The 12,330-nt window shown below is 67.3% G+C and carries 11 protein-coding genes and 1 pseudogene; 2 read left to right on the forward strand and 10 right to left on the reverse strand.

The window, feature by feature from the left end:
- Positions 1 to 7 precede the first annotated feature (7 nt).
- The gene (locus AC5P7U_RS03025) at positions 8 to 1,186 is read left to right on the forward strand and encodes a low temperature requirement protein A (RefSeq protein ID WP_006447931.1); all 1,179 of its coding nucleotides are present in this window, start codon (positions 8 to 10) and stop codon (positions 1,184 to 1,186) included.
- On the opposite strand, the gene AC5P7U_RS03030 is transcribed toward AC5P7U_RS03025, so the two are convergent.
- From AC5P7U_RS03030 to AC5P7U_RS03045, 4 genes are read right to left on the reverse strand one after another with little or no spacing between them, the layout of a single operon-like run.
- Positions 1,183 to 2,613, reverse strand: a complete 1,431-nt coding sequence (locus AC5P7U_RS03030) for a coiled-coil domain-containing protein (RefSeq protein WP_495220778.1) — start codon at positions 2,611 to 2,613, stop codon at positions 1,183 to 1,185. The two genes, AC5P7U_RS03025 and AC5P7U_RS03030, sit on opposite strands and share 4 nt — an antisense overlap.
- Positions 2,614 to 2,629: 16 nt before the next feature.
- Positions 2,630 to 4,129, reverse strand: a complete 1,500-nt coding sequence (locus AC5P7U_RS03035; RefSeq protein ID WP_414555196.1) for a DUF6384 family protein — start codon at positions 4,127 to 4,129, stop codon at positions 2,630 to 2,632.
- Position 4,130: 1 nt separating this feature from the next.
- Positions 4,131 to 5,327: a hypothetical protein gene (locus AC5P7U_RS03040; RefSeq protein WP_006447887.1), complete on the reverse strand. Its 1,197-nt coding sequence runs from the start codon at positions 5,325 to 5,327 to the stop codon at positions 4,131 to 4,133.
- Positions 5,328 to 5,341: 14 nt separating this feature from the next.
- Entirely contained in the window at positions 5,342 to 5,500 is a 159-nt protein-coding gene (locus tag AC5P7U_RS03045) for a hypothetical protein (protein WP_414555197.1), read from the reverse strand.
- 91 nt (positions 5,501 to 5,591) lie between these two features.
- Here AC5P7U_RS03045 and AC5P7U_RS03050 point away from each other — a divergent pair.
- Positions 5,592 to 5,836: pseudogene (locus AC5P7U_RS03050) on the forward strand (EamA family transporter); the annotation flags it as partial.
- Between the two features lie 72 nt (positions 5,837 to 5,908).
- Here the strand turns inward: AC5P7U_RS03050 and AC5P7U_RS03055 are convergent.
- The 6 genes from AC5P7U_RS03055 to AC5P7U_RS03080 all read right to left on the reverse strand — a co-directional run bounded on the left by AC5P7U_RS03055 (position 5,909) and on the right by AC5P7U_RS03080 (position 12,303).
- Positions 5,909 to 6,550, reverse strand: a complete 642-nt coding sequence (locus tag AC5P7U_RS03055; RefSeq protein ID WP_414555198.1) for a response regulator transcription factor — start codon at positions 6,548 to 6,550, stop codon at positions 5,909 to 5,911.
- Positions 6,543 to 7,598, reverse strand: coding sequence for a sensor histidine kinase (locus AC5P7U_RS03060; protein ID WP_006447794.1), 1,056 nt, complete (start codon positions 7,596 to 7,598; stop codon positions 6,543 to 6,545). The genes AC5P7U_RS03055 and AC5P7U_RS03060 overlap by 8 nt, the downstream gene beginning before the upstream one ends.
- 184 nt (positions 7,599 to 7,782) lie before the next feature.
- Positions 7,783 to 8,523 (reverse strand): MgtC/SapB family protein, encoded by a 741-nt coding sequence (locus AC5P7U_RS03065; protein WP_197563180.1) that lies wholly within the window; start codon positions 8,521 to 8,523, stop codon positions 7,783 to 7,785.
- 30 nt (positions 8,524 to 8,553) lie between these two features.
- Positions 8,554 to 11,313: a magnesium-translocating P-type ATPase gene (mgtA, locus tag AC5P7U_RS03070; RefSeq protein WP_197563178.1), complete on the reverse strand. Its 2,760-nt coding sequence runs from the start codon at positions 11,311 to 11,313 to the stop codon at positions 8,554 to 8,556.
- Between the two features lie 63 nt (positions 11,314 to 11,376).
- The gene (locus AC5P7U_RS03075) at positions 11,377 to 11,676 is read right to left on the reverse strand and encodes a hypothetical protein (protein ID WP_006447714.1); all 300 of its coding nucleotides are present in this window, start codon (positions 11,674 to 11,676) and stop codon (positions 11,377 to 11,379) included.
- Between the two features lie 321 nt (positions 11,677 to 11,997).
- Complete coding sequence (locus AC5P7U_RS03080; protein ID WP_495220779.1) at positions 11,998 to 12,303, reverse strand: EF-hand domain-containing protein; 306 nt, start codon at positions 12,301 to 12,303, stop codon at positions 11,998 to 12,000.
- Positions 12,304 to 12,330: the final 27 nt, after the last annotated feature.

A 12,330-nucleotide genomic window follows, 5' to 3' on the forward strand; every position in this document is an offset into this window, starting at 1 on the left:
GCCGGCCATGAGCACCCGACTGCGCCTGCCCGCGCTGCGCCATCGCGATGGCCACCATGCCCGCGTGACCTACGAAGAACTGTTCTTCGACCTGGTCTACGTTTTTGCGGTCACCCAGCTCAGCCACCACCTGCTGCACCGCCTTGATCTGGCCGGCGTGCTGCAGACCCTGGTGCTGTGGTTCGCGGTTTGGCTGGGCTGGCAGTACGCCTGCTGGGTCAGCAACTGGTTCGACCCGCAGGCGCCGCGCATCCGCGGCCTGCTGTTTGCCACCATGCTGCTGGCGCTGCTGATGTCTTCGTCCATTCCCGAGGCGTTTGCCGATCGGGCCTGGATGTTCGCGGGGGCCTACGCCACGATGCAGGTGGGGCGCACGGCATTCGTCCTGTTCGAGGTCGGCCGCAACCATCCGCTGGCGCCCAACTTCCGCCGCATGCTGGCCTGGGTCAGCGTTTCGGCGTGCTTCTGGCTGGCCGGTGCCGCGGCCGATGGCGCTCTGCGCCTGGCGTTGTGGGCGGTGGCGGTGGCCTGCGAGTACATCTCGCCGATGTTCGGTTTCGCGTTCCCGGGCATGGGCCGTTCGCACACTCGTGACTGGACCATCGAGGGCGGGCATCTGGCCGAGCGCTGCCAGCTGTTCGTCATCGTGGCGTTGGGCGAAACCCTGCTGGCCACCGGCGGCGTGCTCAGTGAAGTCGAGCACTGGAGCGGGGAAGTGGTCTCGGCCGTGCTGGCCACGTTCGCCGGCACGATTGCCATGTGGTGGCTGTACTTCGGCATCTCCAGCCGCGATGCCACCGAGGCCATCACCCATGCCGAAGACCCCGGGCGGATGGGCGCCAACTTCCATTACGTGCATGCCTTGCTGATCGCCGGCATCATCGCCACGGCGGTGGGCAACGACCTGGTGATGGACCATCCGGGTGCAGCCGTCAGCACGGTGTACGCCACCGTGATGGTGGCCGGGCCGTTGATCTATCTGCTGGGCAGCGCCCTGTACAAGCGCGTGGTCTATGGACACACGCCGCGCTCGCACCTGCTGGGCGCCGCGGCGCTGCTGGTGCTGGGCCTGCTGTTGCCGTGGCTGCACCTGCTGGCCGCCGGATGGCTGACCAGCCTGGTGCTGCTGGGCGTCGGCCTACTGGATACGCGGATGAAGCGGCGCACCCGGCAGGTGGAGGGCTAGAACCCGCCGCCGGTCTTGAAGCCACCGCCACCACTGATGCCACCACCGCTCTGGAAGCTGCTGCCGCTGGAACTGGAGCTTGAACTCGAACTCGAACTCGAGCTGGAGCTTGAACGGGAGCTTGAACTACTGGATCCGCCCGCAAGCAGGTCGAACAGGCTGCCAGAGGAGCGGGTGGTGCTTCGGCTGCTGGTGGTTGTGCTGAAGAAGGACGCGGCGACCGTGGACGAGGCGGCCGCCCGGTAGGTCGACGCCTTGTAGGCCTGGCGCTCGATGTCAGCAGCGGCCTGGTAGCTGTTGCGGGCGGCCTGCAGGTCGTCCAGGCGCTTCTTCAGTATGGCCATTTCACGGGTGTGCTCACCGACCAGGCCTTCGATCTCGTCCAGGCGAAGACGAGTGCGATGGATGCGTTCAAGCACGGCATCGTCTTCGCCGGACGCGGTAACGCTCACGCGCCGGTACAGGTCGTCCATGCTGGTGGCCGACAGCCTGCGTGCCAGCGCGACGAGCAGAGCGCTGCCTTCGGCATCGGTCCAGCTGCGGAAGCCATCGATCTGTGCCTGCTTTGCATCCACGGCCTGCCGATGCAGCTGCTCGGCCAGCAGCGCCTGTGCCACCTCACCCTGAGCGACCTGCAACTGCTGCCGCAACGGGTCGCCACCTGCGTGGGCAAGCGCGGCGTCGCGCGCCTGCTGCACCGGCTCACGCACGGCATCGACCTCGTCGCGGGCACGTCCGGCATGCAGCTGCAGGTAAGGTGGAAGCTCGACCAGCGTTGCGTACTCCCGACGCGCCCGGTCGAAGCCGCACAGCTCGGCCAGCCAGCCATCGACAGTGCGTACCACTGGCCAGCCGCGATAGGCCGTGCTGCCGAAGCCGCGGCCATGCAGGTACATGAAGATCGGGTCAGCCTGGTAGGCGCCGGCCTTGGCGTCATGCTCCGCCTGCGCCGAAGCGGCCATGCGCTCGACCGTATCGGCGCGCGCTTCGGCCAATTGCAGGTCGCTCTGCAGCGCCCGATAACCCAGCTCTGCGTCCAGCGTGGTGTCCACCTGCTCCTGCAGGGCCTGCAACCGCTCACCGGCTGCATTGCGTGTGGCAATGGCCTCCTGCGAACGCTGTTGCAGTGACTGCTCGATGTCCAGCAGTACGCGCAGCTCGTCGGCCAGCACCGCTGCTTTGCGATCGCGGCGCTTCAGGTCGGCGTTGGACTGCTGCAGCAGGTCGCGGGCCACCACCGGTGGCAAATCCACGGCCGCCTCGGCCTGCAGGCGCGCCAGTGCGTTGAATTCCTCGCGCACCTGCCCGTGCAGGGATTCCTGTTCCTCGATCAGGCTTCGGCACTGATCGCCACGCTCCGCCATCCGTGCCTGCACCTGCCGGATATCGGCCACAACGTCGGCGATGGCGTCGTTCAAATCTCTCATGTCAGTTCCTTACCCATCACCATTGGGTGATGTAGCCGCCGGTGGTGGGCATGCGGAAACGCGGCGACAGGCTGCCGCGCGGCTTGCTGCCGATCTGGTCGTCCTCGATGATGCCGTTGTCCTGCTTGTCGGCTGCGACCCGGTTGTAGGTGGCCTCCGGCACGCGTACGGCGAACAGCGAGGCCCACTCGTCCTTGCCGGTTTCCTCATTGCGGATCAGCAGTTCGGTGGCGTTGCCGGCCTCGTCCAGCGCTTCGGTCACCAGGTAGTAGTTGCGGCTGCCATTGGCCTTTTCGCTGTAGCGCCAGACGCCGGTACGCTCACCGTCACGGTTGACGATGCGGTAGACCAGGGTCTTGGACAGCAACGCCACCAGCTGGCCGACCTCGTCGATCGCCGGCCCGGCTTCGGCCAGTGTCTCGACGCGGACCCGTTGGGCGGCCTGGTCCAGCGCACGTTCCAGCCGTTTGCGGTCTTCGCCTGCAACGCCCGTGGCCAGGCCGTCGGCCTTGAGCTGGGCCAGCCGCTCGTTGAGCGCGACCAGCCTGTCGGCGCTGCCGATCAGCTCCTTCAGCGTGGTGACCGCCTGGTTGGCCGCGGCCATGTCCCCGGCGCGAAGTGCGACGTCGCCGGCTGTGTAGGCGCGTGCGCGCACCTTCTCGGCGTCCGGCGTGAGGCGTGCCGCCTTTGCGGCCGTGTCGGTACTGTCCAGCAGTTCGCTGGCATCGATGGCCTGGCCGAGCGTGGTCACCCGCTCGGTCAGTGCGGGCAGGGTTTCCCTGGCGCGCGCCAGCAGCGCTGCGGCCGCCTGCCGCTGCTGCTCCACCTGCGCGGCGGCCTGTTCGCCGGTGGCGCTGCCACCACTGCTGATACGCGTGAGTTTGTCCTGGCGGATCAGGGTGGGCAGGTCCGCCATGGCGGCGGGCACGCCGGCGAAGCGCCGCTGCGCTTCCGCCAGCGCTGACTGGGCGCGCTCGGTCAGGGGCTGCAGGCGCTCCGCACTGGCGCTGGCGCGCGGCAGCAGCCCCTGCAGGGACTGTTCCTGCCGAGCCAGCAGGGCACGCGCTGCCGCGGCTTCCTGCCGCTGCGCTGCCACCTTGTCGTTCAACACCTGCACGTTCTTCTGCACGTTGCTTTCGTGCACGAATGCGCCGAAGCTGCGCGCCATCATCAGCAGCGCCCCGAGCACCAGCAGCACCAACGCCGCTATCAGCGTCCACTTCAGCAGCCGACGGCGATCAATCCAGCGCCGGGCCAACCAAGCCTTCCAGCCACGCGGTGCAGTGTAGAGGTATCGCTGCTCACGCTGGGCCTGGATGCCGGCCTCGAGGATCTCGTCGGAGACCTCGATGCCCTGCGAGCGGTACAGTTCAGCCAGGCGCTGCTTGAGCCTCGCCTGGTCATGGCCGCTGTCGGCCAGTGCCTTCATTTCGGCATTGCGGTAGCGCAGCTGGTCGACCACATCCATGGTCAGCAACGCATCCTGCAGCTCGGCAGGGGCCATCGTCGCACTCACGTCAGCGCGGCTCCGGGCTCGGCGGTGCCTGCAGCAGGGCGGCGAAACGCTGCTTGCCCTGTTCGACATATTCGGCAATCTCCGCCGAGTCGCGGGTGGCCTGGCTGCGCAGCTGATCGATTTCCTGCAGCGACGTCTCCTGGAAGCGCACCACCGCATCGACCAGTCTGCGCACCGAATCGACGCCGATGGTGGCACCGTAGCCGGCCTTCAGGCCCTCCTGCAGCACTTCATCGCCGATGTTGGCCACCGCTTCCAGCCCCTTGGATGTTCCCTCGGTCATCGCGTTGAGCGCCTGCGTGGACTCGTGCAGCCCCATCTGCGTGGTGAAGGCCAGGTTCAAGGCGGTGAAGCTGGTTTCATTGGTGGAGAAGAACACCACCGAGCGCTCGTTGACGCGGCGCTTGACCTCGTGCGACTGGTGCACGCGCAGCATGATCGCCTCGGAGGTGGCGTAGTTCACCTGCAGGTTCTCGGCCAGGTCCTTGGCCAGCTGGTAGCGCGACTCTTCGGCCTGGCTGTTGCGCAGCGCTTCATCGCGGGCCATCACCAGGCGGCCGGTATCGGCGGCATCGGCGGCCGGGTCGGCCGATTCCACGCGCTGTTGCGCCTGCTTCAGCGTTTCGCGCGCTTCGGCCAGCCGCTGCTGCTGCAGCTTCAACAACTCATGCGCCTGGACCTCGGCATCCTTGATCGACAGGCGGAAGTCGCCGTACATCTCCAGCACGCGCGATTCACGCTGCAGCTGCTCGGCCGAATCGCGGCTGACCTCCAGGAACGTACGGCGGATCTTCTCGAACCGGCTCGGGATATCGCCGCGGGTGACCTTCATCCACAGGTTCTGCAGGCGCTCGCCCATGTCGATCCTGCCGTCGCGGACCTGTTCGACCATGGTGCTGGCATCGTCACGGATGCTGTCGAAGGCGCGGACGATCTCGGTATAGCGGTCGGACACCTTGGCCGAGCTGATTTCATCACGCATCACGGCATTGAAATGGCCGGACTGCTGCAGCACCCGGGCGATGGCCACCACGCGGCCCTGGTCAAGCGTGGACAGCTGCGAAACCAGCGCGATGGCCGGCGCGTTGTTGTCCTGCGGGGCGGCCAGGCCCAGGCTGCGCAGCGTGGCCATGGCGCGGTCGAGGTAGGTGATCGGCGCGGTAGCGGCCGGCGTGGCAGGCAGAGTGTTCTCGGACATATCGACGGCTCCGGTCAGGGCAAGCGATGAGGAACCTGCCGCGCCGAACGGGCAGGCTTCTGCGAAACGAAGGGGAAGGGGAAGGGGAGCGGCAGCCAAGTGCTGCGCGGCAGGGCGGCCCGGTCGAGGGCGGCCGCCCCGGCAAGGGGGAGGATGATGTCCAGTTCAAGCATGGTGCATTCCCTGCAGATCGCCCCCTGGCGATTCCTGGCCCATTGTAACGATGGTGATGGCCAGGTGAAGCCCCACCGATGGCAGGGTGGAGTAGCGCTGCGCACCCTGATCGTGGCGGCGGTGATCCTGCCGCTGGTGGTGGTCACCGGCAAGTGGTCCAACCCGCTGCTGCTGCCGGGGCGCACCCAGCTGTTCCTGGTGCTCTCCTCCCTGGCGACCGGCGCCGCATGGCTGGTCTACTTCCGCGCGCTGCAGAGTGGTGAACTGGCCAAGGTCGCGGTGGTCGACAAGTTCAGCGTCGTGCGGCGATGCTGCTGGCGTGTCTGCTGCTGGGTGTGCTGGCCACCCGGAAATAGCGCAGGTGGAATGCGGGGCGATGCTGCCGACCGCCCTGCCTTGCTGCAGGGTCAGGGCGTGCCCGACTGCAAGCGGTCGTACATCCGCACCAGATCGACCAGATTGCGCGCGCCCATCTTGCGCATCACCTGTGCGCGGCGCACCTTCACCGTGATCTCGCTGACCGCCAGGTCGCCGGCGATCTGCTTGTTGAGCCGGCCGCGCACCACGCCATCGACCACCTCGCGCTCACCGGCATTGAGCGTGTTCCAGCGCTGCTGCAGGGCACCGAGTGCCTCGCCGTCGCGGCGGCGCTGGCGGTCGATCTCGATGCCCTTGTGGATCGCATCCAGCAGCTCCTGGTCACGGAACGGCTTGGTCAGGAATTCGATGGCGCCGTCCTTGATCGCGTTCACGCCCATCGCGATATCGCCGTGGCCGGTGATGAACACTACCGGCAGCTGCAGGCCATGGGTGCCCATGCTGCGATGGAACTCCAGGCCACTCTGGCCGGGCATGCGCACATCCAGCACCAGGCAGGCCGGTGCATCGTCCAGTTCGTGGGCCAGGAGCGCCTGGGTGGAGGCGAAGGCCCTTACCTGCAGCCCCATTGACGCCAACAGATCTTCAAGCGCCGCGCGCACCGAGGGGTCGTCATCGATGACGTAGACGATCGGTGCCGGATCGGCAACCGGGGCAGTGGGCTTACGCATGAGCGACATCCGTGGCGATGGGCAGGTCGAAGACGAAGCAGGCCCCGCCGCCGCTCGGGCGCTCGGCGCGGATCTGGCCGTCGTTGGCTTCGATCATCGAACGGCTGAGGCTGAGGCCGAGGCCAAGACCGTGCGACTTGGTGGTCCAGAACGCATCGAACACCCGCTCGGGATGGTCGGCGGGGAGGCCGACACCGCGATCGCGCACACTGAGGCTGATCCGCTGGCCGTCGCGCTGGGTCAGCAGCGACAGGCGCCTGTCAGCGGCAGGCACTGCTTCCATCGCGTCGACGGCATTGAGGATCAGGTTGCCGATCACCTGCTGCACCTGCACCCGGTCGGCCTGCACCGGTGGCAGGTCGGCATCCAGCAGCAGCGCCACCGCCACGCCATGTCGATCCAGCTCGCTGCGTGACAGTGCCAGCATTTCTTCCACCGCCTGGTTCAGATCGAAGGCACGTCGCTCCGGCGCGGCACCCTGGGTCAGGCCGCGGATGCGCGCGATCACGTCGCCGGCGCGGTGCGCATCGGCCAGGATGCGGGCCACGGTCTGCCGCGCCTTGTCTACGTTCGGCGGGTCCTGCGCCAGCCAGCGCTGGCAGGCCTCGGCACTGCTGGCGATGGCCGCCAGCGGTTGGTTCACCTCGTGCGCGATGGAGGTGGTCAGCTCGCCCACGGTGGACGCGCGCGCGACCCGCAGCAATCGCCCTTGTGCTTCCTGCACCGCCGCCTTGGCCGCTTCCATGTTCAAGGCCAGGTAGGTGGTGATGCCGATCACCAGCATGCCGATCACCGAATTGACCAGGCCGATGCGGTAGGTGCCGAAGCGGGTCAGGAAGAAGCTGAGAGCGGTCAGCGCGATGCAGGCAAGAGCCAGCGCGATCAGCCTACGTGCGCTCAGCACGCGCGAGGCGGCGAGGATGACCGCTGCGTAGAAACACGCCGCCGCAACGGCGTAGTCGGTGACGGTGTCGATCAGGAAGATCGCCGCCATCACGACGATCAAGGCCAGCAGCACCAGCGGGCGACGAGGTGACAGCGATGGCATCGGGACAGCTCCCTGGCGTGGGCGGAAAGGATAGCAAAGCCGGCATGGGTAGATGCCGACCTTGGTCGGCATGCTCTGGTAGGGGGCATGGCCTCTGACAGGTCTGTGCCGACCAAGGTCGGCACCCACCAGGGCGGTGCACGGTGTTGCCAGCGTCCATGAGGTTGACGGCCAGCGGCCGGCACTACTCCTCCAGGCTGGCGTTCCAGAACCCTTGCAGTACGCCAGGCGTGGTCGCCAGCGTTGCCAGCACGGCATCCAGTTCACCGGCATCGACCGTAGTGGCATACAGCACTGCTTCGATCTCCACATCGCGCTCGCCAAACGGCCGCTGGTCCACCGCGCGTACCGGGTACTGCGCCTGCTCCAGCAGCAGCAACAGCTGGTCGAGCACGTCGGCCTGCTGCTCGCGCTGGCAGACCACGTTGATTGCATAGGTCGCCTCGCTGAAGGCTTCCGGCAGCGGCTGCCGCTGGATGCGGTTCACCACTGGCCGCAACAGCGTATTGGCGGCCAGCACGAAGAACGCGGCCATCACTGCTTCCGGCAGCAGCTTGATGCCGGCGCACGCGCCCACCGCCGCCGAGCCCCACAGGGTGGCGGCGGTGTTCAGGCCGGATACCTGCGCGCCGTCCTTCATGATCGCGCCGGCACCGAGGAAGCCGACGCCGGAAATCACATAGGCCACCACATGCAGCGGCGACGGCGGCCCGCCGTACAGGTCATGGAAGCGCACGGCCAGGTCGACGAACACCGCCGCGCCTACCGCCACCAGCGTGTTGGTACGCAGCCCGGCGTTGCGCTGGCGCAGTTGCCGTTCCAGGCCGATGGCCGTTCCCAGCACGAAGGCCACCGTCAGGCTGATCAGCGAGCTCAGGGTGGCGCCGGCGTTGAACGCCGGCAGGTTCGGGTTGATGTCGAGCATCCGTTTCTCCCTGGACAAGACGACCGGTGCTTACTGCCAGCCGTAGCGACGGATGTAGAACTTCTTCAGCGCGGTGGTCAGCACCGCATAGCCGAACAGGATCGCCACCAGGAACGGCCAGTAGCCGGCCGGCAGGGCCTGCAGCTTGAAGTAGCCGGCCAGCGGACTCATCGGCAGGGCCACGCCGATGGCCATGATCAGGCCGGTCATCAGCAGCAGCGGCGGTGCAGCGATGCTCTGCAGGAACGGCACCTTCGGCGTACGGATCATGTGCACGATCAGGGTCTGGGTCAGCAGGCCGACCACGAACCAGCCAGACTGGAACAGGCTCTGGTCGGCCACGGTGCGCGCGTCGAACACGTACCACATCAGGGCGAAGCAGGTCAGGTCGAAGATCGAGCTGATCGGCCCGAAGAACACCATGAAGCGGCCGATGTCCGCCGGGTTCCACTTCAGCGGCTTGCGTACCAGTTCCTCGTCCACGTTGTCGAACGGAATGGCGATCTGCGAGATGTCGTACAGCAGGTTCTGCACCAGCAGCTGCAGCGGCAGCATCGGCAGGAACGGCAGGAAGGCCGACGCCACCAGCACCGAAAACACGTTGCCGAAGTTGGAACTGGCGGTCATGCGGATGTACTTGAGCATGTTGTTGAAGGTGCGCCGGCCCTCGATGACGCCTTCCTCCAGCACCATCAGGTTCTTTTCCAGCAGGATGATGTCGGCAGCCTCCTTGGCGATGTCCACCGCGCTGTCCACGCTGATGCCGATGTCGGCGGCACGCAGCGCGGGCGCATCGTTGATGCCGTCGCCGAGGAAGCCGACCACCTTGCCCTGTGCGCGCAGCTCGCGTACCAGGCGCTCCTTGTGCAGCGGCGTCAGCCGGGCGAACACGCGATGGTGGTGCAGGGCCCGCGACAGCGCGCTGTCATCCATGCGCTCGATCTGCGGGCCGGTCAGGATCGTGTCCGCGTCCAGCCCGACCTGGGCGCAGACGCGGGCGGTGACCAGTTCGTTGTCGCCGGTGAATACCTTCACCTCCACGCCATGCGCGGCCAGCGCCTGCAGTGCCTGCGCGGCGGACTCCTTCGGCGGGTCGAGGAAGGCCACGTAGCCGACCAGGGTCAGGTCGCACTCATCGGCCTGCGAGTACGCGGTCTGGCTGGCTGCGGTTTCCTTCATTGCCACCGCCACCACGCGCAGGCCCTGTTCGTTCAGTTCCTCGGTGGTCTGCCGCACGCGTGCCAGGCGGCGCTCGTCCAACGGCATGTCGTGGCCGTTCTCGCGCACGGTGCTGCATACCGCCAGCATCTCTTCCACTGCGCCCTTGCAGATCAGCTCGTGATGATCCTCGCGCTCGGACACCACCACCGACATGCGGCGCCGCTCGAAGTCGAACGGGATTTCGTCCACCTTGTGGTAATCCTGCGACAGCCGCAGCGAGCTCTGCAGCTCCACGTGCTCGAGCACCGCGCGGTCGAGCAGGTTGATCAGCCCGGTCTGGAAGTGGCTGTTGAGGTAGGCGAAGGCCAGCACGTCCTCCGAATCGTGACCGAACACGTCGGTGTGGCGTTCCAGCGCGATCTTGTCCTGGGTGAGGGTGCCGGTCTTGTCGGTGCACAGCACTTCCATCGCGCCGAAGTTCTGGATCGCGTCCAGGCGCTTGACGATCACCTTGCGCCGCGACAGCAGCACCGCACCCTTGGCCAGGGTGGAGGTGACGATCATCGGCAGCATTTCCGGGGTCAGCCCCACTGCCACCGACAGTGCGAACAGGAACGCCTCGGTCCAGTCGCCCTTGGTCCAGCCGTTGATCAGCAGCACGAACGGCACCATCACCAGCGCGAAGCGGATCAGCAGCCAGCTGACGCTGTTGACGCCGGCCTGGAATGCGGTGGGCGCACGGTCGGTGGCGGTGCTGCGCTGGGCCAGGGTGCCGAAGTAGGTGCGGTTGCCGGTGGCCAGTACGATGGCGGTGGCGGTGCCGGACACCACGTTGGTGCCCATGAACAGCAGGTTGTGCTGCTCCAGAAGGCCGGCCAGGCCATCGCCCGGGTACGCGAACTTCTCCACCGGCAGCGATTCACCGGTCATCGCCGCCTGCGCCACGAACAGATCCTTGGCGGTCAGCACGCGGCAGTCCGCCGGAATCATGTCGCCGGCCGACAGCACGATGTGGTCGCCGGGCACCAGCTCACGGATCGGCAGGTCCAGCAGGCGCGCCGGGCGGCGGCTGTGCAGGTGTGCACCGAAATACTGGTCGGCCACGTCGGCGGCCTCGGTCCCCGGATTGCGGCGCAGCACCCGCGCGGTGTTGCCGACCAGGGCCTTCAGGCGTTCGGCCGCACGGTTGGAACGGCCCTCCTGCACGAAGCGGATCAGCGTGGACAGCAGCACCATCGCGCCGATCACGATCGTCGCCTTGAGGTCCTCGGTCAGCCACGACACCGCCGCCAGCACGGTCAGCAGCAGGTTGAACGGATTGCGGTAGCACTGCCACAGGTGGCGCCACCACGGCAGTGGCTTTTCGTGATCGACCTCGTTGGGGCCGAGCGTGGCCAGTCGCTCGCCGGCTTCGTGCGGGCTGAGGCCATCGGCATGCGAATCCAGCGTGGCCAGCAGCTCGGCTTCCGGCTGCTGGGCCAGGGTGACCAGGCCGGTGGTGAGCGCGAACGGCGCCGCTTCGGCGCTGCCCGGGCCGAAGCCGGCCTCGGGCATCGCACGGCGGCGGAACAGGTTGCCTGCGCGACGGCTGCGCAGGAAGGCGTTGAACCAGGCGTTGAGCAGGCTCATGGGACTCTCCTCGAATGTCAGAGCCGGCCGGGGCCGGAACACGAACGGAACGGATGGAACTGGTCAGGCGTGGCGCATCGCCAGCACTGCCGGCGACCACGGCTGCATGTGCAGGCGCTGGCTGCCGCCGATGCACAGCGGCTTCATCGCATCGCGCAGGGGGTAGGGCAGGTGGCGCAGCACGTTGATGCGCTCGCTGATCGGCAGCAGCGACAGCGCGTCGGCCACCACGCGTGGCGAGCCGAGCGACAACGAACGGGCGAACATGACCGGGCCGTGCTGCAGCAGCTGGCTGCGCAGGGCGGCAACATCGCGCTCACCGATCAGGCGGCGCAGAGTGATGTAGAGGATCTTGTAGGACATGGGGGCGATCTCCAGGCAGGCGGCACCTGGCGATCCCCCGTCACTCAGGCAGGCAGGGACCGGCGGGCAGGCGCCAGGAACAGGCAACAGGCAGGCATCCGGGGCGCGTCGCGCCCGGCAGGGTCGGGGTCCATCTGCGTCTCCATGAGGGGAGGGTGCCGGCCAGGCTTGCCCTGGCCAGTGGCGCTATTGTCCGCCCCTGAATGGGGCAGTCCTAGAGGCTCGTGGGTTAGCCCGGCTATACCTTGGTATAGCCACGGGCGGGAGAGCGTGCACGGCCAACACGGCCAGGCGCGCGCACAGGCGCGCCGGCGCCGGGAATCAATGCGCGGCCGCAGGCGCGGTCTGCTTGCAGACGTCGTATTCGCCGCGGCTCAGTTTCTGGTCGCGGTCGGTATCGCAGGTGTGCAGGCGCTCGGCCCAGTCCGGTGCGACCGCATCCACTTCGGCCAGGGTGACGATGCCGTCCTTGTCCTTGTCGAGGGATTCATAGGCGGGCAGCAGCTTCACTTCGGTGACGTCCTCGGCCGCAGTGGCCTTGCTGGCTTCCTGTGGCTTGGAGCAGGCACCCAGCAGCAGGGCGGTGGCAATCACGAGGGCAGCGGGGAGGAAGCGGAAACCGGTCATGGCGTACTCCTGAGGGTGTGGGATCGC

It is taken from the genome of Stenotrophomonas sp. YJH_SMC_57 (assembly GCF_059369755.1).